21 protein-coding genes are annotated in these 22,619 nt (G+C 59.2%); 17 read left to right on the top strand and 4 right to left on the bottom strand.

The genetic code is table 11. The features are described from left to right. The first annotated feature begins 44 nt into the window (after window positions 1-44). Both N655_RS0103440 and N655_RS0103435 read left to right on the top strand, forming a co-directional pair. Window positions 45-287, top strand: coding sequence for a hypothetical protein (locus N655_RS0103440; protein WP_026441868.1), 243 nt, complete (start codon window positions 45-47; stop codon window positions 285-287). Between the two features lie 75 nt (window positions 288-362). Continuing rightward, window positions 363-1,796 (top strand): M20/M25/M40 family metallo-hydrolase, encoded by a 1,434-nt coding sequence (locus tag N655_RS0103435; protein ID WP_026441867.1) that lies wholly within the window; start codon window positions 363-365, stop codon window positions 1,794-1,796. Between the two features lie 46 nt (window positions 1,797-1,842). Here the strand turns inward: N655_RS0103435 and N655_RS0103430 are convergent, their stop codons facing one another. Continuing rightward, window positions 1,843-2,442 carry an acyloxyacyl hydrolase gene (locus N655_RS0103430; protein ID WP_026441866.1) on the bottom strand — a complete coding sequence of 200 codons (600 nt, stop codon included), beginning with the start codon at window positions 2,440-2,442 and terminating at the stop codon, window positions 1,843-1,845. 129 nt (window positions 2,443-2,571) lie between these two features. Beyond that, window positions 2,572-3,528, bottom strand: a complete 957-nt coding sequence (locus tag N655_RS17110; RefSeq protein WP_044933909.1) for a LysR family transcriptional regulator — start codon at window positions 3,526-3,528, stop codon at window positions 2,572-2,574. 135 nt (window positions 3,529-3,663) lie between these two features. Here N655_RS17110 and N655_RS17105 point away from each other — a divergent pair, with 135 nt between their 5' ends. The 10 genes from N655_RS17105 to N655_RS0103375 all read left to right on the top strand — a co-directional run bounded on the left by N655_RS17105 (window position 3,664) and on the right by N655_RS0103375 (window position 15,619). Continuing rightward, a complete protein-coding gene (locus N655_RS17105) occupies window positions 3,664-4,872 on the top strand; it encodes a 2-isopropylmalate synthase (RefSeq protein ID WP_081823781.1) in 1,209 nt (402 codons plus the stop codon). A 115-nt stretch (window positions 4,873-4,987) separates the two neighbouring features. Beyond that, complete coding sequence (leuB, locus tag N655_RS0103415) at window positions 4,988-6,097, top strand: 3-isopropylmalate dehydrogenase (protein WP_026441865.1); 1,110 nt, start codon at window positions 4,988-4,990, stop codon at window positions 6,095-6,097. Between the two features lie 91 nt (window positions 6,098-6,188). Beyond that, entirely contained in the window at window positions 6,189-7,616 is a 1,428-nt protein-coding gene (leuC, locus tag N655_RS0103410) for a 3-isopropylmalate dehydratase large subunit (RefSeq protein WP_026441864.1), read from the top strand. Next, complete coding sequence (gene leuD / locus N655_RS0103405; RefSeq protein WP_026441863.1) at window positions 7,616-8,212, top strand: 3-isopropylmalate dehydratase small subunit; 597 nt, start codon at window positions 7,616-7,618, stop codon at window positions 8,210-8,212. The genes leuC and leuD overlap by 1 nt, the downstream gene beginning before the upstream one ends. A 42-nt stretch (window positions 8,213-8,254) precedes the next feature. Beyond that, window positions 8,255-9,943: a dihydroxy-acid dehydratase gene (gene ilvD, locus N655_RS0103400; protein ID WP_026441862.1), complete on the top strand. Its 1,689-nt coding sequence runs from the start codon at window positions 8,255-8,257 to the stop codon at window positions 9,941-9,943. 29 nt (window positions 9,944-9,972) lie between these two features. After that, entirely contained in the window at window positions 9,973-11,706 is a 1,734-nt protein-coding gene (ilvB, locus tag N655_RS0103395) for a biosynthetic-type acetolactate synthase large subunit (RefSeq protein ID WP_026441861.1), read from the top strand. 47 nt (window positions 11,707-11,753) lie between these two features. Beyond that, the gene (gene ilvN, locus N655_RS17100) at window positions 11,754-12,347 is read left to right on the top strand and encodes an acetolactate synthase small subunit (RefSeq protein ID WP_044933907.1); all 594 of its coding nucleotides are present in this window, start codon (window positions 11,754-11,756) and stop codon (window positions 12,345-12,347) included. Between the two features lie 112 nt (window positions 12,348-12,459). After that, complete coding sequence (gene ilvC / locus N655_RS0103385; protein ID WP_026441860.1) at window positions 12,460-13,518, top strand: ketol-acid reductoisomerase; 1,059 nt, start codon at window positions 12,460-12,462, stop codon at window positions 13,516-13,518. A 75-nt stretch (window positions 13,519-13,593) separates the two neighbouring features. After that, window positions 13,594-14,076 (top strand): DUF4174 domain-containing protein, encoded by a 483-nt coding sequence (locus tag N655_RS0103380; RefSeq protein WP_026441859.1) that lies wholly within the window; start codon window positions 13,594-13,596, stop codon window positions 14,074-14,076. 94 nt (window positions 14,077-14,170) lie between these two features. Further along, the gene (locus N655_RS0103375; RefSeq protein ID WP_044933905.1) at window positions 14,171-15,619 is read left to right on the top strand and encodes an ATP-binding protein; all 1,449 of its coding nucleotides are present in this window, start codon (window positions 14,171-14,173) and stop codon (window positions 15,617-15,619) included. 226 nt (window positions 15,620-15,845) lie between these two features. Here the strand turns inward: N655_RS0103375 and N655_RS17095 are convergent, their stop codons facing one another. Continuing rightward, on the bottom strand, window positions 15,846-16,406 hold the full coding sequence (locus N655_RS17095) for a thioesterase family protein (protein ID WP_049961228.1): 561 nt from the start codon (window positions 16,404-16,406) through the stop codon (window positions 15,846-15,848). 56 nt (window positions 16,407-16,462) lie between these two features. Continuing rightward, on the bottom strand, window positions 16,463-16,651 hold the full coding sequence (gene rpmB, locus N655_RS20200) for a 50S ribosomal protein L28 (protein ID WP_081823550.1): 189 nt from the start codon (window positions 16,649-16,651) through the stop codon (window positions 16,463-16,465). A gap of 240 nt (window positions 16,652-16,891) precedes the next feature. Between rpmB and N655_RS17090 the strand changes: the two genes are divergently transcribed. The 5 genes from N655_RS17090 (at window position 16,892) to asnS (ending at window position 22,618) form a co-directional block, all read left to right on the top strand. Continuing rightward, window positions 16,892-17,806, top strand: coding sequence for an alpha/beta fold hydrolase (locus tag N655_RS17090; RefSeq protein ID WP_049961227.1), 915 nt, complete (start codon window positions 16,892-16,894; stop codon window positions 17,804-17,806). Window positions 17,807-17,831: 25 nt separating this feature from the next. Next, on the top strand, window positions 17,832-18,953 hold the full coding sequence (locus N655_RS0103355; protein ID WP_049961226.1) for a sensor histidine kinase: 1,122 nt from the start codon (window positions 17,832-17,834) through the stop codon (window positions 18,951-18,953). Then, window positions 18,950-19,645: a LytR/AlgR family response regulator transcription factor gene (locus tag N655_RS0103350; RefSeq protein ID WP_202900308.1), complete on the top strand. Its 696-nt coding sequence runs from the start codon at window positions 18,950-18,952 to the stop codon at window positions 19,643-19,645. Before N655_RS0103355 ends, N655_RS0103350 begins: the two co-directional genes overlap by 4 nt. Window positions 19,646-19,745: 100 nt before the next feature. Further along, window positions 19,746-21,227, top strand: coding sequence for a hypothetical protein (locus N655_RS0103345; RefSeq protein WP_238324462.1), 1,482 nt, complete (start codon window positions 19,746-19,748; stop codon window positions 21,225-21,227). Window positions 21,228-21,265: 38 nt separating this feature from the next. Then, on the top strand, window positions 21,266-22,618 hold the full coding sequence (gene asnS, locus N655_RS0103340) for an asparagine--tRNA ligase (protein ID WP_026441853.1): 1,353 nt from the start codon (window positions 21,266-21,268) through the stop codon (window positions 22,616-22,618). Window position 22,619: the final 1 nt, after the last annotated feature.

Here is a 22,619-nt window from a genome sequence, read left to right as displayed (position 1 = left end):
GACGACAGATAGTATGGGGCGTCTATCGATAAGAGGGGACAGGTATGGCGGAACAGAACAGGATCGAGAAGTTTTCTGCATCGGAACTCTCCCGGCTCCGCAATGAGCTGATGCAGGCCGGCCTCGATTCACGGCAGGCCGCTGAGCTGGTTACTGCCTTCCTGGCCATGCACGGCTATGGCGTCAAAGCGGAGCTTGTACCGGAAGTGCTCCTCCACCTGGAAAAGGCAGGATGCTCGGTGGACTGTATGCAGGCGGAACTCGAACGCGTGGCGTTGGTGATGTAGCCGCGGACCTCATTCTCTGCTGCCGTTTTCGGGCAGAATCTGATACCGTTTTTCTTTTACCGGAAGGGAGAAACCATGCGTTGTACCGCTGCGCTCAGCGCTGTGCTGGGCCTTTCTGCTCTTTGTCTCTTTGTTCCCGCCTCGTCGGCACAACTGGATCCGCAGACCAGGCAGCTTTCGCGTGACATCTTTCAACAGCTGATTGAAATCAATACAACAGATTCCTCCGGAAGCGTCACCGCCGCATCGGAAGCCATGGCCAGGCGCCTGCTGGACGCTGGTTTTCCAAAAGAGGACATCTATATCGGCGGCCCCAATGAGAGGAAGAAAAATCTGGTGGCGCGGATCCATGGGACAGGCCGGAAAAGGCCGATCCTCTTTATCGGCCATCTGGATGTGGTTGAGGCGCGCCGCTCCGACTGGACGACGGACCCCTTCCAGTTCGTGGAAAAGGACGGCTACTTCTATGGTCGGGGGACCCAGGACATGAAGGAAAGCGACGCCATTCTGGTCACAACATTTATTCGCCTCAAGAAAGAAGGCTTTCAACCGGACCGCGACCTGGTCCTTGCTCTCACGGCTGACGAGGAAGGCGGCGCATCGAACGGCGTGGACTGGCTGCTTAAGAACCAGCGCAGTCTGCTCGATGCAGAGTATGTCATCAATCCTGACGGTGGTGGCATAGACATGGAGAACGGCAGGCCCATTGCCATGGACGTGGATGCAACAGAAAAGCTCTATGGCGATTACCAGCTTACGGCCACAAATCCCGGTGGTCACAGCTCCCTGCCTGTGCCAGACAATGCGATTTATCATATTGCCGACGCGCTCAAGCGTTTGCAGGACTACACCTTTCCCTTTGAATTGAATGCCGTCACACGCGCCTATTTCGCCAAGATGAGCACGCTTGAATCTGGCCAGACCGCGGCGGACATGAAAGCCATCCTGGGTACGCCGCAGGACCAGGCCGCCATCCAGCGCCTCTCACGCAATCCGATCTACAACGCAACAATGAGGACAACATGCGTGGCCACGCGGCTTTCCGGAGGCCATGCCAACAATGCCCTCCCGCAGACCGCGCAGGCCAATGTAAACTGTCGCATCCTTCCGGGTCATTCCCTGCGGGAGGTGCAGGAAGAACTCGTGCGCATCTTTGATGATCCGAAAATCACGGTTCGCTATGTGAATGACGCAGGACAGGTCTTCGATACCGCACCGGACCGCAGCCAGCTTCCGCCCGCCGCCTTGAAGCCGGAGGTGATGCAGCCCCTTGAGGCGCTCGTACAGAAGATGTGGCCCGGGACCCCGGTCGTCCCGACCATGGCCACGGGTGCTTCCGACGGCATCTACACCAACGCCGCCGGGATGCCGACCTACGGGATCTCTGGGATTGCGCTGGAGACGAATGATGTTCGCGCCCACGGAAAAGATGAGCGGGTACCGGTCGCCTCGTTTTACCGCGGGGTGGAGTTTTACTATAGCTTCGTCAAAGCACTGAGTGCGCAATAAAAAGCCCCACCCTCGGGGTGGGGCCGGTATTCGCCGCCTGGCGGCCTTAGAAGTGATAGGCAAAACCAATTGCAGGATTACTGATGTTGTAATAGCGGTTGGTGCGCAGCGAGTCCTGGCCGAAGTTCGGCGTCTTGAGCACGATGCCCCGGTATTCCACGCGAATGTCCCAGCTTGGACTTAATTCGTAAGCGATGCCACCGCCATACAGGGCCCCGACATTGGTGTTCTGCTTGACGTCGAGGTTGGTGGTCTTCGGGTCTTTGATGGGGGTGAAGATGTATCCGCCAATTCCGGCTTCAAGAAACGGGTTGAAGTTCCGGAAGGTGAAGTTATAGATGTACGCGCCGGAGATTTCCTGAAAGCGCGTGTGTACATGATAGTCAAAAAAGTTGCCCACAAAGTGCTGAATGTCCTGGCTGTATTGGTAGTTCAGCTCCAGTGCACTGCGGGGGGTGAGCATGTAACGGTAGCTGGCCAGCACTCCATAGTTGCCGATTGTGCCGTCCTGCTGCACCGCGTTTCCAACAACATGGGGAGGAATCAGCCCTGTCCAGCTTGCGCTGACGTCCTGTCTGCTCTCCTGCGCAAACCCACTTGCCGCCAGCACTGGCAGCAACAATAAAGACAACAAAATCTTCTTCATCCGTTATGAACCTCTCGCCTGCACAAAAGCCCGGCAGGCGCAATGCCCCTAGGGCCTCTCCATTGTGAATTCAGCGGCCGGACTAAAGGCCCTCTCCGCAATTGTACCTGCCCGACGGTTTTTGCACAGCTATCGAACTGTTTCCGGCATTTGTTTCTTAGACGCGCTGCCGCTTTTCTCGTCATAGAGGAAAGGAGCGCCCATTTCCCGGGCCAGCGAGCGGACCACACGCCGGAAGGCCATGGCCGCATAGGATGGCGTCCCATGCCTGCGGTAAATCAGCCAGAGCTGCCGTGCGTAGGCCAGTTCCGGTACATCGACGATCACTACGTCTCCGCGCATCGCCTCGGCCTGCACCGTCAGCTCCGGAACAAAGGCAACACCATTGCCGCCGGCCACAAAGCGCTTGATGGCCTCCAGGCTCGGTAGTTCGACACCGATGTTCAGAGGTGTTTTGTGACTGGCAAATGCCTCCTCCACCCTGCGCCGCATGGGAGAAGGAACATTGTGGGCGATGAAATTTTCTGCTCCGAGGTCACGGATGCGCACGTTTTTTTCCCGGGCAAGCGCGTGTTCAGGAGGCACGATAAAGACCAGGTCGTCCGAGTACACTCCAATGGCGCCCAGTTGATCGTCTTCCGGCCGGTAGGAGACGATCCCCATCTCGACGGTCCGGCCCAGCACTTCGTCCGGAATGCGGCTGGCCAGGGATCGTTGCACCAGGATGGAAATCTGCGGGCAGTGTTCGCGGAAGGCATCCAGCACGGGCAGCAGATAGAGGCAGGTGTACTCATTGGCCGCCAGCGTCAGCTTGCCGCGCTCCAGGGCCTTGACTTCGGCCAGGGCGCTGGATGCTTCATTCCGCAGCCGGAGCAGCCTTTCCGCGTATTCGCGCAGGACTTCGCCGGCTGCCGTCAGAGTGCCGTCCCGGCTGGCGCGCTCAAACAACGGCTCTCCCAGCTCCTCTTCAAGCTTGCGGATGACCTGGCTGACGGCAGGCTGGGTGCGATGCAGACGGGCGGCCGCGCGGGAAAAACTCTTTTCCGCCACGACGGCCAGAAAGGTTTCAAGTTGACTTAACTCCATAAGTAAAAGAGGCGGTGACGCCGGGCTTAAGAGTGATCATAAATATAAATTATGGAAAATCAAGAAATTAAAAATTTGAATTATGGCGCATCTTTTGCGAGACTGGATTCTTACCAGGGAGCAAAGGACTTTTTTATGGCCCAGAATGTGGTTCCTGACCGCCTTCTTTTCTTTGACACAACGCTGCGCGATGGTGAGCAATCGCCGGGCTGCAGCATGACGCATCCGGAAAAACTGGTGATGGCCCATGCGCTGGACGACCTGGGAGTAGACATCCTAGAGGCTGGTTTTGCCATTGCCTCAGAGGGAGATTTTCAGGCAATCCAGGCCATAGCCAGGGAGGTCCGCCGTCCGCGGATCGCTTCTCTTTCCCGGGCCAAGCGCGAGGACATTGAAAGGGCGGCGGCGGCGTTGGAGCCAGCGGAGCGGGCGCGCATCCATATCTTTCTGGCCAGCTCGGACATTCATCTTCAATACAAGTTGAAGATCAGCCGCGAAGAGGCCCTGGACCGCGCAGCCGAGTCTGTGGCCCTGGCGCGCACCTATGTTGACGATGTGGAGTTTTCCCCGGAGGACTCGACGCGCACGGACATGGATTTTCTCTGCAAAATCGTACAGGTCGCCATCGAGGCCGGCGCGACGACCATCAATATGCCGGACACGGTGGGGTACACGGTGCCTGACGAATATCGGAATATGTTCCGCACCGTGCGCGAGCGCGTTCCGGGTGCGGAGAAGGTGGTCTTTTCCGCGCATTGCCATAACGACCTTGGCCTGGCGGTGGCCAACTCTCTGGCCGCGCTGGAGGGTGGGGCGCGGCAAGTGGAATGCACGATCAACGGCATTGGGGAGCGGGCCGGCAATGCAGCGCTGGAAGAAGTGGCTGCGGCCCTGATGGTGCGCCAGAACCACTTCCGGATGGACCACGGAATCAGGCTGGAGCGGCTGTATCCGGTGAGCCAGCAGCTGGCAAAGATCATCAGCTTCGGTCCTTCGCCGAACAAGGCCATCGTAGGCAGCAACGCATTTGCCCACGAATCGGGCATTCACCAGCATGGAGTGCTTTCCAATCCGCTGACTTACGAGATTATGACGCCGGAGTCGGTCGGCGTTCCCTCAAACCGCATGGTGCTGGGCAAACACTCGGGCCGGCATGCGCTGCGCTCGCGGTTGAGTGAACTGGGCTACGAGCTAAGCTCAGAGGACCTGGAAGCAGCTTATCGCGCATTTACTGAGTTGGCAGACAGAAAGAAGGCGGTCTATGACCAGGACCTTATGAATCTGGTTGCACATCATCGACGGCATGCAGATTTGATTGCGGCCGAGCCTGTGGGCGAAGCATAGCTTTGGCCCTCTGGGTATTGGGACCTGGAGCCTCTGTCGCTTTGCTGCGCAAGGGATGAGGTGCTCGGCGGCCGCCCAGAATGACAAATGAACAAAGTCTGGAGAGACACATCGGATGAAGCTGAAGATCCTGATTGTTGCCGGGGACGGCATAGGCCCGGAGGTTACGAGTGAAGCGGTGCGCGTTCTGCGTTCGGTGGCCGAACTGGGCGGGCACGATTTTGAGTTCCGCGAGGCGCTGATTGGCGGCGCGGCGATCAAGGCCCAGGGGACCCCGCTGCCCACGGCCACTTTGGACGCGGCGCTTGAAAGCGATGCGGTGCTGCTGGGTGCAGTCGGCGGCAATGAATTCAATGCGCTGCCGCCGGACAAGCGTCCGGAAGCGGGCCTGCTGCAGATCCGGCAGGCGCTGGGAGGCTTTGCCAATCTTCGTCCGGCGTTTGCGCATCCGGCGCTGGCGTCGAACTCTCCGCTGAAGACGGAGGTGATTGACGGCGCAGACATCATCTTTGTGCGCGAGCTGCTGGGCGGTCTGTATTTTGGCGAGCCGCGCACGTGGGACCGCGCATCGGGGGCCGCATGGAACACCATGCGTTACACGCGCGATGAGGTCGCCCGCGTGGCGCGCGTGGCCTTTGAGCTGGCCAAGAAGCGGCGGAAGAAAGTGACTTCAGTAGACAAGGCCAACGTGCTGGAGGTTTCGCAGTTGTGGCGCGCCACGGTGACGGAAGTGGCGAAGGACTATCCCGATGTTGCGCTGGAGCACCAGTATGTGGACGCAATGTCCATGCACCTGATGAACACGCCGCGCAATTACGACGTAGTGCTGACGGAGAACCTCTTCGGCGATATTCTCTCGGACGAATCGGCTGTCATTACCGGATCGTTGGGGATGCTGCCTTCGGCGACGATTGGCGGCAAGGTCAATCTGTATGAGCCGGTGCATGGCTCGGCGCCGGACATTGCGGGCAAAGGCATCGCCAACCCATTGGGCGCGATTCTGACGGCGGCGATGCTGCTGCGGCACTCGGCAAACCTGGAGCAGGACGCGCAGGCGGTCGAGACGGCCGTCCGCAAAGTACTGGAGCAGGGATATCGCACGGCCGACCTGGCGCGCAGCGAGAAAGACAAGAAGATGGTCCTCTCCACGCAGGAGATGGGCCGCCAGGTACATAGCGTGCTGAATGAGCTGATTGATCAGCGACAGGCGATGCACGCGGTGTAAGGGAAGAACGCCGAGGGCAGGGAAGCATTGGGCGCGCTTCAGCTTCTTTGCGCGCTCAGGACCGCGGTAATCACTGATTTCAGGGACAAATATGGCAACACCAAAAACACTCTTTGAAAAAGTCTGGGAGCAGCATGTGGTGGCAGAGCCTGAGGGTGAGCCGACGCTGCTCTACATTGATCTGCATCTGGTGCATGAGGTCACCTCGCCGCAGGCGTTCGATGGCTTGCGGATGGCGGGACGTAAGCTGCGCCGTCCGGACCGCACCGTGGCAACGGTGGACCATAATGTTCCGACGACGAACCGTCTGGTGATTGAAGACGCGATTGCCGCCAAACAGATAGAGACGCTGCGTAAGAACTGCGCTGAGTTTGGCGTGGAGTTTTACGATATCCAATCACCCAACCAGGGCATTGTTCACGTCATTGGACCGGAGCTTGGGCTGACCAAGCCGGGAATGACGATTGTCTGCGGCGACTCACATACCTCGACCCATGGCGCGTTTGGCGCGCTGGCCTTTGGGATTGGCACCTCGGAAGTCGAGCACGTCATGGCGACGCAGTGCCTGCCGCAGTCGAAGCCGAAGACCTTCCGCATCTTGGTTGAAGGCGAGCTGCCGCATGGGGTCACGGCAAAGGACATCATTCTCGGCATCATCGGCCGCATCGGCACCGATGGCGCAACCGGATATGTCATCGAGTATGCGGGGTCGGCCATCCGCTCGCTTTCCATGGAAGGCCGCATGACCATCTGCAATATGAGCATTGAGGCAGGGGCGCGCGCAGGCATGATTGCTCCGGATGAGACGACGTTTGCATATCTCCAGGGCCGGCGTTTTGCTCCCAAAGGCGCAGAGTGGGAGAAGGCCGTTGCGGAATGGAGCGGGCTGAGGACCGATCCGGGCGCAAAGTTTGACCGCGAGCTGTTGGTCCCGGCCGAGGAGCTGGTGCCCTATGTCACGTGGGGGACAAACCCGGGCATGGTGGTCCCGGTGACGGACAGCGTACCTGATCCGGCCAGCGCGAAAGACGAGACCGACCGCAAGGCCTTTGAGCGCGCACTGGAATATATGGGGCTGAAAGCGGGCATGCCGATTGAAGAGATCAGGGTAGACCGCGTCTTTCTTGGCTCCTGCACAAACTCGCGCATCGAAGACCTGCGCGCCGCCGCGAAAGTGGTCGCCGGTCATCACGTCCATCCGAAGGTGCGAGCGATGGTCGTTCCCGGTTCCCATCAAGTGAAGGCGCAGGCGGAGAAAGAGGGGCTGGACAAAATTTTTATCGAAGCCGGATTCGAATGGCGAGAGCCGGGCTGCTCGATGTGCCTGGGCATGAACCCGGACATTTTGCAGCCGGGTGAGCGTTGTGCGTCCACCAGCAACCGCAATTTTGAAGGCCGCCAGGGACGCGGTGGGCGCACGCATCTGGTAAGTCCGCAGATGGCCGCTGCCGCGGCGATCACCGGACACTTCACAGACATCCGTCAATGGGAATTTCAAGGTGAGGAGGTGCTGGTCTAATGCAGCCATTTCGCACGCTTACATCGGTTGTGACGCCGCTGGACCGCGCCAATGTGGACACGGACCAGATCATTCCAAAGCAGTTTCTGAAGCGCATTGAGCGCACCGGCTATGGCGAGTTTTTGTTCTTTGATTGGCGTCAGGACCCCAACTTCGAGATCAACCAGCCGCGCTACCGGGGCTCGCAGATTCTGGTCACGGCCAAGAACTTCGGCTGCGGCTCCTCGCGCGAACATGCGGCCTGGGCGCTGGCGGACTTTGGCTTTCGTTGTGTGATTGCTCCCACCTTTGCCGACATCTTTCATTCCAATGCAGGCAAGAACGGCATTCTGCTGATTACTCTTCCGGAAGGCGAGGTGCAGCTGCTGCTGGAACGCGCGGCAAAAACGGAAGGCTATAAGCTGACGGTCTCGCTTGAAGACGAAACCGTCCGCGACGAGCAGGGCTTTGAGACGAAGTTTTCGATTGATCCCTTCCGGCGTTATTGCCTGCTGGAGGGGCTGGACGACATTGGTCTGACGCTGCGCCATGCTGCGGCGATTGACCAGTACGAACAGAAACACAATGCGGAGTTCTGGTACGCCCCGAAGGCGTGACCTTCACTGGACAGCTTCCTGACCTTTTTGGAGAAGAGCACATTGAGTTCCGATGGATTGGACAAGGCAAAACGGAAAAGTATTCCCCTGACGGAGGGGCCGAACCGCGCCGCGGCGCGCGCCATGCTGCGCAGTATCGGCTTTACCAAGGAAGACCTGCGCAAGCCGATTATCGGTATTGCGAATACATGGACCGAGATCGGGCCTTGTAATTTCCACCTGCGCCAGATTGCCGAGGCAGTCAAGCAGGGCATTCGCGAGGCGGGCGGCACGCCGATGGAATTCAACACCATCACCATCTCAGATGGGATCACGATGGGAACAGAAGGGATGAAGGCCTCGCTGGTAAGCCGCGAAGTCATCGCCGACTCGATTGAACTCGTAGCGCGCGGCAACCTCTTTGACGGTCTTGTCTGCATTGCGGGGTGCGACAAAAACATGCCCGGAACGGTGATGGCGCTGGCGCGTCTGGATGTTCCGGGGCTGATGCTTTACGGCGGCTCGATTGCGCCCGGTCATGCAAATGGCCGCGACCTGACGGTGCAGGATGTGTTTGAGGCCATCGGTGCACACGCAGCAGGCAAGCTGGACGATGCAGGACTTGAAGTGATTGAGGCCAACGCGTGTCCTGGAGCGGGCGCCTGCGGTGGGCAGTTTACGGCCAACACCATGGCGATTGCCTGCGAGTTTCTGGGAATATCGCCCTTCGGTATCTCCAGCGTTCCGGCGTTTCTGCCGGAAAAACTGACGACGGCGCGCAAGGCCGGTGCTCTGGTGATGGATCTGGCGCGCAGAGACCTGCGTCCGCGCCAGATCATTACGCGCGAGGCGCTGGAGAACGCCATTACCAGCGTTGTTGCTTCCGGCGGCTCGACGAATGCCGTGCTGCACCTGATTGCGATTGCGCATGAGGCCGGTATCCAGCTTTCGGTGGATGACTTTGACCGCATCAGCCGCAAGACCCCGCTGCTTTGCGACCTGAAGCCGGGCGGCAAATACGTAGCGGCGGACTACTACAAGGCAGGCGGGAGCCGTCTGCTGGCGCAGCGCCTCATCGAGGCCGGCTTCCTGCACAAAGACTGCATCAACGTCAGCGGGCAGACGCTGGCCGAAGAAGCGGCGCAGGCCACAGAGGCCCCTGACCAGGACGTGATTCATCCAGCGACCAAGCCGCTGAAGCCCATGGGCGGTCTTGTCATCCTCAAAGGCAACATTGCGCCTGAGGGCTGCGTGATTAAGATTGCCGGGCACAACCGGCTGGAGCACCGTGGTCCGGCGCGCGTCTTTGACTGCGAAGAGGCGGCCTTTGCCGCAGTCGAGCAGGGCAAGATCCGCCCCCACGATGTACTGGTGATTCGCTATGAGGGACCGAAGGGCGGCCCGGGCATGAGAGAGATGCTTCAGGTGACGGCGGCCATTGTCGGCATTCCGGAGCTGTCTGAGACGGTCGCGCTGCTCACAGACGGCCGCTTCTCCGGCGCGACGCGCGGGCTGATGGCGGGCCATGTCTCGCCGGAAGCAGCCATGGGCGGCCCGATTGCCGCGATCCGCGAAGGCGACATCATACACTTCGACATCCCGAACCGTCGGCTTGATGTGGAGGTCCCGGAGAAAGAGTTACAGTCACGGTTACAGAACTGGAAGGCGCCGGAGCCGAAGTTTGAGCGCGGGGTCTTCCGCAAGTATGCGGACACGGTTTCTTCGGCATCCTTAGGGGCCGTGACGAACTGACAACCATCGCAAGACAAGGAGTCATCAGAATGAGCGCAACACCACAGACCACCCGCCTTACTGGTTCCGAGATTACTTGGGCCACCCTGGTTGGCGAGGGCGTAACGGACGTCTTTGGCTATCCCGGCGGGGCCATTCTGCCTATCTATGACGCAATGCGAAAGTTTCCCGTCCGTCATATTCTGGTGCGGCACGAGCAGGGGGCGACGCACATGGCCGACGGCTATGCGCGCGCATCGGGCAAGGTGGGCGTAGCGATGGCGACCTCCGGTCCGGGCGCAACCAACATGGTCACAGGGCTGGCGACTGCGATGATGGACTCGGTGCCGATTGTCTGCATTACGGGGCAGGTTTCAAGCAAAGTGCTCGGCACGGATGCCTTTCAGGAGGTGGACATTACCGGCATCACACTGCCCATCACCAAACACAATTATCTTGTCACGCGGGCCGAGGACATTGCGCCGGTGCTGCGCGAGGCCTTTCTGATTGCGAAATCCGGACGGCCTGGTCCGGTGCTGGTGGACATCACGAAAGATGCGCAGCAGGCCACGGCCGAGTTTCACTTTGAAGCTGCAGCGCCCCGCCCTTATCGGCCGCATCCGATGCGCGGCCACAGCGCGGACTCCATCAGCGATGCAGCTCGTCTCATCCGCGAAGCGAAGCGCCCGATGATTCTCGCTGGACACGGTATCATTCAGTCCGGAGCATTTGAACAGGTACGCACGCTGGCAGAGCGGATGCAGATTCCCGTGGCGTCCACATTACTGGGCCTCGGAGCATTTCCTGCATCGCATGAGTTTTCGCTGGGCATGATGGGGATGCATGGCGAGGCCTGGGTAAACACCGCAATCCAGAAAGCGGACCTGCTCATTGCCTGCGGGATGCGTTTTGATGATCGCGTCACCGGGACGCTGGCCACGTATGCGCCCCATGCCAAGAAGATCCACATCGAGATTGATCCGGCCGAGATCAACAAGAACGTGAAGGTAGACGTGGCGCTGGTGGGGGACCTGAAGCAGGTGCTGGAAATCCTGCTGCCGCAGATTCCCACCAGGGCAAGCTCGCCATGGGTGCGCGAGATCAACGAGATGAAGGGCGAGTGTGCAGTCCGCGACATCAAGAACCTGCCGGACAACGGGCATCTTTATGCGGCCCATGTGATCCACGATCTGTGGAATGCGACCGAAGGCAAGGCCATTGTGGTGACCGACGTGGGCCAACATCAGATGTGGGAGGCCCAGTATTACAAGCACAATGAGCCCCGCACGCTGGTCACCTCCGGCGGACTGGGCACGATGGGCTTTGCGCTGCCCGCAGCCATTGGCGCAAAGGTCGCCTGCCCGGAGAAGGAAGTCTGGGTGATTGCCGGAGACGGCGGCTTTCAGATGACCGCAGCCGAGCTGTCGACCATTGCGCAGGAACAGCTCGACATCAATATTGCCATCATTAACAACGGGTATCTTGGGATGGTGCGTCAATGGCAGGAGTTTTTCTACGAGAAGAACTACGCTTCCTCGCCAATACTCAGTCCCGACTTTGTGAAGCTGGCCGATGCGCACGGCATTGCAGGCGCCACGGTCACGAAGCGCGCTGAAGTGCTGCCTGCCGTCAAAGCCGCACGGGAGACGAAGGGCCCGTTCCTGATTAATTTCCTGGTGGAAAAGGAAGACTCGGTCTATCCGATGATTCCTCAGGGCAAGGCGCTGCATGAGATGATCCGGCGGCCGGACAACCCTCTGATCGAAACAGCAGAAGATGCATAAAAGGGCGCTGGCAGTTTCGCTGGCCGCTGAAGGAAAGATTTGTAACTATGCTGCATACATTTGTCGCACTCGTGGAAGACAAACCGGGCGTGCTGACGCGCGTGGCCTCACTCTTCCGCCGCCTGAATGTAAATATCGTCTCCCTTACAGTGGGCCGCTCGGAGCGGGAAGGCGTTTCGCGCATGACGATCGTCGCGGAGGCGTCGCCGACTGCTGGCCATCGCATTACAGCCAGCCTCTATAAGCTAGAGAACGTGCTGGAGGTGGATGACGTGGGCCAGTTTGCCTGCGTGACCCGCGAACTGGCGCTGATTAAAGTTGCCGCCACGCCGCAGACCCGCTCACACATCTTTGAGTTGGTGGAGGTCTTCCGCGCGCGTATTGTGGACCTTGCGCCGGATTCGCTGATGATTGAGATTACCGGCGTTTCCAGCAAGATTGAGGGGTTGATCCAGGTTCTGATGGAGAGCGGCGACGAGATCCTGGAGATTGCGCGCACGGGACGCATGGTGATGCGGCGGGGACGACATACCAGCCGTGTGCTCGATGCCATGCGCATTGCCGGCGCGCCCGAACCGGAGATTCTGGAGCCGAATGTAACGGCAGAGAGCGAAGAAGAATCGCAGCTGCCGCAATCATGATTCCGCCATTCTGGCGGATGCACGGGCCTTCACGGCAGAAGCCCCCAGCTTTGTCCAGAAGGACGACGAATGACCGACACCGATTTTTTCATCACGAAGGGAAAACGAAACAATGGCGAAGACCTACCATGACCACGACGCAGACCTTTCACTGATCCAGCAGAAGAAGGTCGCGATCATCGGATACGGATCGCAGGGCCATGCCCATGCGCTTAACCTGAAGGACTCCGGCGTCCACGTGCGCGTCGGCCTGCCCGCATCGAGCAAATCCATTGACAAAGCGAAGAAGGCGGGTCTTGAAGTCAGCACGATTTCTGAGGCCGCGGCCTGGGCCGACGTGATCATGATCCTCACGCCCGATGAGACGCAGGGCGAGCTGTACAACAAAGAGATTGCCCAGCACCTGAAGCCCGGCAAGACACTGGCTTTTGCGCATGGATTCAACATTCGTTATGGCACGATTCAGCCGCCGGCTGGCGTCGATGTGTTTCTCGCCGCGCCCAAGGCCCCGGGGCACCGCGTGCGTGAAGTGTTTACAGAGGGCGGAGGCACTCCGGGCCTTGTTGCCGTGCATCAGGATGCGAGCGGCAACACGCTTGCGCTGGCGCTTTCCTATGCCAAGGGAATCGGCTGCACCCGTGCCGGGGTGCTGGAAACCACCTTCAAGGAAGAGACCGAAACCGACCTCTTCGGCGAGCAGGCGGTACTTTGCGGTGGCACGGCCGCTCTGGTCAAGGCCGGATTTGAGACGCTGGTGGAGGCGGGGTATCAGCCGGAGCTGGCATACTTTGAATGCCTGCACGAGCTGAAGCTGATTGTGGACCTGATGTATCGCGGCGGTCTGGCCTACATGCGTTATTCCATTTCAAACACGGCCGAGTATGGCGATTACACCGCAGGGCCCCGCATTGTTACCGACGAGACGCGCGCCGCCATGAAGAAGCTGCTCAAGGAGATCCAGGACGGCACCTTTGCCAAGAACTGGATTGAAGAGAACAAGAGCGGCTGCAAAAATTTCCATGAGACGCGCCGGAAAGAGGCAAAGCACCAGATTGAAGAAGTGGGCGCGAAGCTGCGCGCGGCCATGCCCTTCCTTGATCCGGTTGAGGTAAAGGACGGAGTGCCTCAGCCCGCACAGCCAACGGAAGTTGTGTCGGCTTCGTCTAAGTAGTGGTCGGCGGTCCTTGTCCCCGGTTGCTGTTCCAGATGTGGACCGGGGACGGACCTGAAAAATGCTGGTCCATGTATGACGCTGCGCCTCCCCTTCATCGCCGCCATACTGAGTTTGCCGGCCGGGCTGTTTGCCCAGGCCAGCCTGAGCTGTTCCATGCGCCCGGCGACGCTGGTACAGATGCGGCATTGCTACCGGCCACTGCTGGTCTTCAGTCCAACTGCGAAGGACCCACGCCTGTTGAAGCAGCAGTCTGCTCTGGACAGCGCGGCTGATGACATGATGGACCGTTTTGTTCTGTTCCTGCCGATCATCGCCCAATCGCAGGGGTACCAGCCTCCGCTGGATACGCCCTATGAGATTCTGAACCGCAAAGAGATGGCGTCCGTCCGTGCCCGCTTTCAGGTCCCGGAAGGCCGGTTTTCGGTCTATCTGCTGGGAGAGGATGGCCGCATCAAACTGAAGAGCACGCAGCCGGTCTCGATTTCGCAGCTCAACCAACTCATCGATTCCATGCCCGAACGGAAGATAGAAATGCAGCGTCCACATGCAAATTAGCGCAGTTTGACACTTTCTTGACGCTTCTGCCGTGCGAAATCGTCTAAGATTTACCATCTGAAGAGAGGTCTTCTGACCTGCCGGGAAAGGGCCTATGAATATAGCCAGCATCGCCCCTCCAGAGGAACGCTTTACTCCCAAGTCGCCGACGCCGGTGCCTGAAATTATTGCGGCGCTCAAGCGGGTCTCTGCCCTGCATGGGATGGAGGAGGCCGAATATGAATGGCTGGCGACGCATGGCGTGGAGCGCTTTGCCGAGGCGGGCACAACCATCTTTCGTGAAGGCGAGCCGGCAACGGAGATGACCATCATGCTGAAGGGGGAAGTGCATGTGCGGCGTGAGCATGGTCCTTCTGCGCTGTGGATCGGGCGCTCGGGCCAGATCTCCGGCCTGCTGCCCTTTTCCCGCATGAAGACCTATGGCGGCCACGGCTACACGGTGGCACCCACCTGGGCGCTTTCCTACCCCAAAGAGATTTTTCCTGAGATGCTGAAGGCCGTGCCTTCGATGACCCAGCGCTGCGTGAGCGTGCTGCTGGACCGCGTGCGCGAGGTGACGCGCATGGAACAGCAGACGGAAAAACTGAATGCCCTGGGTAAGCTCGCAGGCAATCTTGCCCATGAGCTGAACAATCCGGCATCGGCGGCGCAGCGTGCTGCTTCGGGGCTGCTTGATGAACTGCATGTTTATGGCTATGAGAAGTATCGGCTGGGCAGTTTGTGCCTCTCAGAAGAGCACCTGACGCAGGTGCGCAACTGGCAAAAGTCGGTGCGCGAACGTGCGCGTGCCCTGAGCAACTCTGCTGCGGACCAGGCAGCGCGGGAAGATGCACTGCTGGCCTGGATGAGGCAGCACGGAATTGAGTCGCCTTGGAAGATTGTTCCGGAGCTGGCCGAGGCCGGTGTGGAACCTCTTCAACTGGAACCGCTGGTGGAGTTTCTGGATGCGCATGCGCTGATGGTGGTGCTGTCCCAGTTTGCCTCTTCCATCCGGGCTGAAAACATGGCCAACGCCATGCTCGATTCCACCAAACGCATCTTCGACCTGATTCGCGCCATTAAAGACTATTCCTACATGGACCAGGCGCCGATCCAGGAAGTGGACATTCCCCAGGGACTGGAAAATACGCTGACCATGTTGCAATCGCGACTGCAGCATGTGGAGGTAGAACGGCGCTATGCCCCGGACCTGCCGCGGCTCAGCGCATATGCCAGCGAGCTGAACCAGGTGTGGATGGCGCTGCTTGAAAATGCTCTCGATGCGATCCAGGATCGCGGACGCATTACGCTCAGTGTGCAGCCTTCCGGAGACATGCTGCTGATTGAGGTATGGGACAACGGCCCCGGCATTCCGCCCGAATTGCAGGACCGCATCTTCGAGCCGTTCTTTACGACCAAGGCCCCAGGCAGTGGCCTTGGGCTTGGTCTCGATACGGTCCAGCGCATCGTGCGCAAGCACCGCGGATATGTCCGCGTGCAGTCTGAGCCAGGTGCAACCTGCTTCCAGGTGCGCCTTCCGGTGGAGCAGTTGCAGGCGTATTAGCAGGGACGGCCTTCGGTCCGCCTGCTTCCTCCCGCGCAAGCCAGATTTCTTGTTTCGTCCCTATCTCTGCTTCAGAATAAAGTTGCCATTCTTCGCTGCTGCAGTGAATGCTGGGCTCAGGCAACCGCTCCAGGAATTTTGAGCGGTCCTTTCCCTTGCATCCCGTCATGCGCCAAAGCAGTGTCCCGCGGTCCCTCCCGCGGCGAGATTTATTGAGGGCGTGGCTTCAGAGGGTGGACCCGTAGGCTGCTGGTCCTTCCAGCCGTATTTTTGTCAGTTGGTTCCACCGCTCCAATTCCTCTGGCAAGCGAGGAGAAGTCATGCCGGGCGCGACCATGTCCACTACCGTCTGGGGTGGAATGTTCCCCTGCCGGTTACGAAAGAGGCCCTTGACCCAGGCAATGGCGGCCAGTCCAGCATCGGAGTGGAAGCTCTGTTCGATGTAGAACCACTTCTGGTCCCATCCGAGGGTGCGGGTATGCAGCTCAAATCGGACCCAGAGGCCGAGCGGACGGCGGTAGGTGATGTCGACGGACCCGACGAGAGGGGTCCAGCGGCCACTCAGGGCATGGTTGAGGATGCCGTTGGCGGCCATCATGTGAATGCGGCCGTAGTCCATGCAGCTTAGGTAGCGCGAGTTGTTGAGGTGGAAATTGAAATCGATATCATTGGGCAGGACGCGCATCGAAACACGGTCCTGGTCGAGCACGCCAATGCGCGGCAGGGGCCGGACCAGCTGGCGAATGGTGAGCAGGGGAATGCGGACGAAGCTGTTGATGTGAGCCATCTGGAAACACAAAGACCCCGGAACGGTCCGGGGTCCGATTGCGGGCGTACAGAGAACTACGCTTTTACAACCTTACCGCTTTTGATGCAGCGGGTGCAGACCCGCAGACGCTTTGCGCCGCCCTCTACTTTCGCCTTGACCGGGCGGAGATTGACATTCCAGCGCCGACGAGTGACGTTGTGCGCATGAGAGATATTGTTTCCGAATTGCGGGCCTTTGCCGCAGATTTCACACACCTGAGCCATGATCAAACTCCAGAATTGCTGAACTTTTCGCGCTAGCCAGCGCCCGCCAGAAACTGCATGCGCCACATTGTGCGCGGGGAGCGGGCAGGCAGACAGAGAAATGCCCGCACTGGTGCCGAAACCATAGTTTATCTCAAACAGACCCGAGAAACAACCGCTTATCCCTGCAACCGGCCGTTCGTCCCAATTTGCGCCGTGCACGGTGCGTATCTGCGTAGTGTGGGGCTGTGGAGGAAAGTTATGAAACTGACGGCAAATCTTCTGACTGCGGCTGTTCTGGTCCTGGCGATCCATGTGGTCCTGGCGCAGAGCACGCCGGCCTTTCATGTGGATGTAAAAGGTAAAGGGAAAGCGATGATCCTGATTCCCGGGCTGTCTTCCTCTGGAGAGGTTTGGGATTCAACGGTAGCGCGGTATCAGGACAATTACCGCTGTTATGTGCTCACGCTTGACGGGTTCGCCGGACAGCCGCGATGGACGGGTCCGGGGGATGATTTTCTGAATGTAGTCCGGGACCAGCTGGCGGCGTATATCGACAAAAACCACCTGGACCATCCGGTGATTGTAGGGCACTCGCTGGGCGGGTTTCTCGCTTTGGACCTGGCGGAGAAATATCCGGACAAGGTAGGGCCGCTGGTGATTGTGGACGCACTGCCGTTCTCAGCCCATGCCTGGATGAATGTGGACTCGGCGGACGGAGTCAAGGGGATGGCGGCTGGATTGCGCTCGCGGATTGCTGGAGAAACAGACGCGGAGTACGCAGCCTATGTGAACAGCGGGGCGATGACGCGCTCCATGGTGACAAGCGATGCTGATTTTGCGCGCATCAAGGAGTGGGGGCTACGTTCTGACAAGCAGACAGTTGGCGATGCCATGTATGACATGCTGGTGACAGACCTGCGTCCGGAGCTGGGCCACATTCATACGCCGATTCTGGTAATGGGGACTTGGATTGGATTGGCAGAAGCGGCACAGCAGCCGGCCTCTCCGACATTCCGGAGCGCCATATTGAAGGAGTTTGAAGGCCAGTATGCCGGTGCACCCCAGACGACGATTGTGCTGGCCGACCATGCACGGCACTTTATTATGTACGATGATCCGCAGTGGTTCTTTGCCCAGATGGATGCGTTTTTGAAGGCGCACCCGGCCGCCTGAGGCGGCAGGAGGCGGGAAAGCTGTGATGGACCACAAAACAGGAACATCCTTTGATCTGGGTGCGCCGGCGAAGCAGCAAAGCTGGCGCGCCCTGCTGTTGTCGTTTCGGCCAGGGTATCTTGCAGCGCAAGTGCTGGGATGGGGACTTTATGCGGCCATCAGCTTTCCCCTGGTTGTGGCCGCAAAGTATTATCAGAGACCGTCGGCGGCGCTGGTTTCCGTGCTGCTTTTTTCGTTCTATGGGTTCATGGCGACGCATGTGGTGCGTGCCATGGCCCGCAGGCAGAACTGGGCCGACAGGCCGTTCTCCTGGGTGGCGCTGCGCACGCTGGTCGCTGCCGCCCTTAGCGGCGTGTGGATGGCCGGTTGTCTGGTCGTCATCAACAGTCTGATCCTGGGGCTTTTTGTGGCGCGCGGCCGCGATGCTTACATGGTGCTTCTGTACATGTTTCCCAACTCGGCCGTCGTAGTACTGTTCTGGGAGTTCTTTTATTTTCTGGCCAAGACGATCGAGCGCCGGCGCATGGCAGAGATGCAGGGGCTGCAACTGCAGTTGCTGGCCCGAGAGGCGCAGCATCGCGCCCTGTCTTCGCAGCTTCAGCCGCATTTCCTGTTTAATTGTCTGAATTCGCTGCGTTCGCTCATTGTGGAAGACCCCTCGCGCGCAAGGGAGATGGTCACCGACCTGGCCGGGTTGCTGCGCTATTCTCTGGACCATGACCCGCTCACGCGCGTTACGCTGGCCGAGGACCTGGCCGCACTGGACCGCTATCTTGCGCTGGAGATGATCCGGTTTGAGGACCGGCTGCGCATTCGCCGGCAGGTTACAGGCGAGGCATTGCGGGCACTGGTGCCGCCCATGATGGTGCAGGCGCTGGTGGAGAATGCAATCAAGCACGGTATCGCCGCACGGAGCGAGGGTGGGGAGATTGCGATTGAGGCAGAGAGACAGGACCGCATCTTGCGGATTGATGTCCTGAATGATGGCCGACTGCTGGCCCTGGAGCGTCCGGGCAGTATCGGGCTGCGGAACACGCGGGAGCGGCTGGCCTTGACTTATGGAGCGCAGGCATCCCTGGAGCTTTTCGCGATGCAGCCGGAAAAAGTCTGTGCGCGACTGACGTTGCCCTTTGAGGAAGCGAGATGATCCGGGCGCTGATTGTGGATGATGAGCGGCTGGCGCGCTCTGAGCTGCGCCGTTTGCTGGATGCTCATGACGATATTGAGATCGTCGGCGAGGCGGCAAATGCGCAGGAGGCAAGGACCCTGATGGAGAAGCTGCAACCTGCGCTTCTGTTTCTGGATGTGGAGATGCCAGGGGAGAGCGGAATCGCGCTGATTGAATCTCTTCCTGATCCACCCGATGTCATCTTTACGACGGCATACAGCCAGTATGCGGTAGAGGCCTTTGAGCAATGTGCAGTGGATTATCTGCTCAAGCCGATTGAGGCGGGACGGCTGGCGCGGGCGCTCCATCGGATTCGAGAGCTCCGGGCGCAGAATGCCCGGGAGGTCCCACAGCAGTTTTTTGTCCGCGAAGGTGAGCGCGCCTGGATGGTGCGGCCTGCTGATATCCGCTTGCTGGAGAGTGAAGGCAATTACACGCGGGTTTGTTTTGGAGAACACCGTCCGCTGGTCCTGCGTAGTTTGCAGGCCCTGCAGGAGCGTCTGGGAAAGCAGTTCTTCCGTGCAAACCGCAATCAGGTGATTAATCTGCGTTGGGTCGAATCCATGGAGCTGAATCCAGACCTTAGCCTGACGGCGGTCTTAAGGGACGGTACTCGCGTTGGGCTCTCGCGCCGGCAGTCCCAGATTTTTCGCGAGCAAATGGCCCTGTAGTAGGATGCTGAGTATGCTGGCCCCCCGAAGCATCCTTCGGTCTCCATTCTTTTGTTTTCTTCTCCTTACTGCTGTTGTTTTCAGCGCTGCGGCGCAGACCGTGACCTACCCGCTCACGATCCAGGACGCCTCGATTGAAAACGCATATGTGCTTCATGCCAAAAACTGGCCGTCCAAGTTTGGATTGCCCAATCCGGCGATCATTCGGTCAAATGCAGGCGAGCGCTGGTATCAGATTGAAACCTCGCGCGGCAATTTCAGCCCTACATTTGGCAATCTGTTTACGCCGGAAACAGGGTGGGTCCCGGTGGCTGAAAAGAACCATACCCAGCTGATCTACACGTTCAATACCGTGCCGGCGTGGGCCACCGGAGAGCCGGGTCCTGGGCCAGCGAAGCGCGCTCCTCTCGATATTGAAGAGAAGAATGAGAGATGCAAAGCACCGCTGGACGGCGTCATCAGCCCGAATGGAGATTGCATCTGGAAGGAGTGGATCACGGCGCTGATGCAGAAAAACTGCGAGGTCTCCTCTGCCCCCGCATCGCCACTGGTTGGCCGATGCCACATCCATTATTTTGAGGCGTGGAATGAATTCAATGCGCCGATGTTCTGGGACGACTCGCTGGACCACCTGGCGAAGATGGCCAACGACATGGCCGTGATCGTAAGGACCTACTGCGGGGACTGCAAAATCATTGGCGGGTCCACATCGGCGGGTGGTGTAGGGCGGCAGGGAGATGGTCCGAGCGGATCTGGGGAATTTGACAAGGCGCTAGGCGAGTTTCTGGATGCGTGGCACCGCATCCCGAATGCCTCGCTGCCCGATATCGTCAGCTTTCATGCCTATCCTTCGCGCACGAACGTCTTTCCGGTGCCGATGCCGGAGACCAATGTCTCAGAAGGCGATCCTAAATGCGCGCGCTTCGCTGTGCCCAATGTGGCCTGCCAGTATGCCATCGTAGACCAGCCGGGGAGGGTGCGCGCCGTGCTTGCCAGAAGGCAATCCTTCCTGTCTGCTTCCACGCCGGTCTGGGACACGGAATCCGGCTGGTATGGCAATAAAAACCTGTTCCATGGGGTGGATGCCAACGGCTATGCGGATGCCATTACGGGCATGATGCGGCAGGCGTTTCTGGCGCGGGAAACCATCCTGCTGGCCAACGAAGACGTGGGCGTAAATCTTTGGTATGAAGCGGACCACCAGTGCGATGGCACGCTAATCGGATTTGGCTACCCGCAAAGCTCACCAGAGATGCGTCAATGTCCGAATGATCCTGTCATTCCGCCGGGACTGACACCCGCCGGCCGTGCCTTGGTGGTGGTTTACGGTTGGCTGCAGGGGGGGACCTTTGATGGTCCCTGCAAAGCTTCAGCAGGGGTGTGGAGCTGTCCCATCACGACGCAGCGAGGCGGGCGCGGACTGATTGCCTGGACCGAGAAGTTGGAATCTACAGCGACGATCGCGCCTCCGCCGGGAGGTTTCCGTTATGCGCATACTCTGGACGGCCAGACCCAGCCCCTGAAACCGGAACAGCCGTTGCCGGTGGAGATGCGGCCAACGCTTTTCGACGACGCTCCGTAATACACTGGAAGGTTCGGCTTTTGCCGCAGAAGATTGCTATGTCTGAACCAACCACTGCTGTATCCACGGAAGCGCCTCTTTCGACCATCGCCCAAATTGGCGAGCACGAAGGCAGGTCCGTCACCCTGAGGGGCTGGCTGTACAACCTGCGTGAGAGCGGAAAACTGCTCTTTCCCATTTTTCGCGATGGGACGGGGACCATTCAGGGGGTCGTGCCCAAGGCCGCTGTGACGCCCGAGGTTTTTGAGACTGTCAAGGGACTGACGCAGGAGTCGAGCGTCATCGTTACAGGCAAAGTGCGTGCGGACAAACGCGCTCCGGGTGGGTACGAACTCGACGTTGAGAATGTTGAGGTCGTGCAGCGTGTTTCGGAAGAGACGCCGTTTCCGATTTCGCTCAAGGAGCACGGCACGGACTTCCTGATGGAGCACCGCCATCTCTGGATCCGCACGCCGCGCCAGTCGGCCATCCTGCGCATTCGCGCCGAGATCATCAAAGCCGCCCGCGATTTTTTGGATGACAACGGCTTTGTGCTGACGGATCCGCCGATTCTGACGCCCGCGGCCTGCGAAGGCACAAGCACCCTTTTCCCAGTGGAGTATTTCGGCGATGAGGCGTATCTGACGCAGAGCGGCCAGCTCTATATCGAGAGCACAGCGATGGCGCTGGGTAAGGTCTACAGCTTTGGGCCGACCTTCCGCGCGGAAAAGTCAAAGACCCGCCGCCATCTGACCGAGTTCTGGATGGTCGAGCCGGAATGGGCCTATGCGAGGCTCGATGATCTGATGGGGCTTGCCGAGCAGTTCATCAGTTTCATCGTAGAGCGTGTGCTCACGCGCCGCGCTGCCGATCTGAAAGTCATTGGCCGTGATACCAGTAAGCTGGAAACCATCAAGGCCCCGTTTCCCCGCATCAGCTACGACGAAGCGGCGCAGATGCTGAAGGACGCACATGCCCGGGGCCTGCTGGAACAGCCATTTGAGTATGGCAACGACTTCGGGTCGCCGGATGAGACATATCTCTCTTCGCAGTTTGACCGCCCCGTGATGGTGCATCGTTATCCTGCGAATGTGAAGGCCTTCTACATGGAGCCAGACCCGGAGGACCCAAAATATGCGCTCTGTGTGGATGTGCTGGCCCCGGAAGGGTATGGAGAAATCATTGGCGGTTCGCAGCGCATTGCTTCCTTCGACCTGCTGAAGAAGCGCATTGAAGAACACAATCTGCCGATGGAGGCCTTTCAGTGGTATCTCGATCTGCGGCGTTACGGTTCGGTGCCTCACTCGGGCTTTGGAATGGGCATTGAGCGTGCGGTGGCCTGGATCTGCGGGCTGGAGCATGTACGAGAGACGATTCCATTTGCACGGACACTGAACAGAATTTATCCATGAG

The sequence above is a fragment of the Pseudacidobacterium ailaaui genome (assembly GCF_000688455.1).
GTDB classification, from domain to species: domain Bacteria; phylum Acidobacteriota; class Terriglobia; order Terriglobales; family Acidobacteriaceae; genus Pseudacidobacterium; species Pseudacidobacterium ailaaui.
The sequence above is the reverse complement of the archived record's forward strand: the minus strand, read 5'-3'. Positions and strand labels throughout refer to the sequence as shown.

Coding starts and splice junctions, on each gene's coding strand:
- N655_RS0103440 (WP_026441868.1), top strand. CDS start 45: ATGGCGGAACAGAACAGGATCGAGAAGTTTTCTGCATCGGAACTCTCC.
- N655_RS17110 (WP_044933909.1), bottom strand. CDS start 3,528: ATGGAGTTAAGTCAACTTGAAACCTTTCTGGCCGTCGTGGCGGAAAAG.
- N655_RS17095 (WP_049961228.1), bottom strand. CDS start 16,406: ATGGCTCACATCAACAGCTTCGTCCGCATTCCCCTGCTCACCATTCGC.
- leuD (WP_026441863.1), top strand. CDS start 7,616: ATGCAGCCATTTCGCACGCTTACATCGGTTGTGACGCCGCTGGACCGC.
- leuC (WP_026441864.1), top strand. CDS start 6,189: ATGGCAACACCAAAAACACTCTTTGAAAAAGTCTGGGAGCAGCATGTG.
- N655_RS0103375 (WP_044933905.1), top strand. CDS start 14,171: ATGAATATAGCCAGCATCGCCCCTCCAGAGGAACGCTTTACTCCCAAG.
- ilvB (WP_026441861.1), top strand. CDS start 9,973: ATGAGCGCAACACCACAGACCACCCGCCTTACTGGTTCCGAGATTACT.
- ilvC (WP_026441860.1), top strand. CDS start 12,460: ATGGCGAAGACCTACCATGACCACGACGCAGACCTTTCACTGATCCAG.
- leuB (WP_026441865.1), top strand. CDS start 4,988: ATGAAGCTGAAGATCCTGATTGTTGCCGGGGACGGCATAGGCCCGGAG.
- ilvN (WP_044933907.1), top strand. CDS start 11,754: ATGCTGCATACATTTGTCGCACTCGTGGAAGACAAACCGGGCGTGCTG.
- N655_RS0103430 (WP_026441866.1), bottom strand. CDS start 2,442: ATGAAGAAGATTTTGTTGTCTTTATTGTTGCTGCCAGTGCTGGCGGCA.
- N655_RS0103350 (WP_202900308.1), top strand. CDS start 18,950: ATGATCCGGGCGCTGATTGTGGATGATGAGCGGCTGGCGCGCTCTGAG.
- rpmB (WP_081823550.1), bottom strand. CDS start 16,651: ATGGCTCAGGTGTGTGAAATCTGCGGCAAAGGCCCGCAATTCGGAAAC.
- N655_RS17105 (WP_081823781.1), top strand. CDS start 3,664: ATGGCCCAGAATGTGGTTCCTGACCGCCTTCTTTTCTTTGACACAACG.
- N655_RS0103355 (WP_049961226.1), top strand. CDS start 17,832: ATGGACCACAAAACAGGAACATCCTTTGATCTGGGTGCGCCGGCGAAG.
- asnS (WP_026441853.1), top strand. CDS start 21,266: ATGTCTGAACCAACCACTGCTGTATCCACGGAAGCGCCTCTTTCGACC.
- N655_RS0103435 (WP_026441867.1), top strand. CDS start 363: ATGCGTTGTACCGCTGCGCTCAGCGCTGTGCTGGGCCTTTCTGCTCTT.
- N655_RS17090 (WP_049961227.1), top strand. CDS start 16,892: ATGAAACTGACGGCAAATCTTCTGACTGCGGCTGTTCTGGTCCTGGCG.
- N655_RS0103380 (WP_026441859.1), top strand. CDS start 13,594: ATGACGCTGCGCCTCCCCTTCATCGCCGCCATACTGAGTTTGCCGGCC.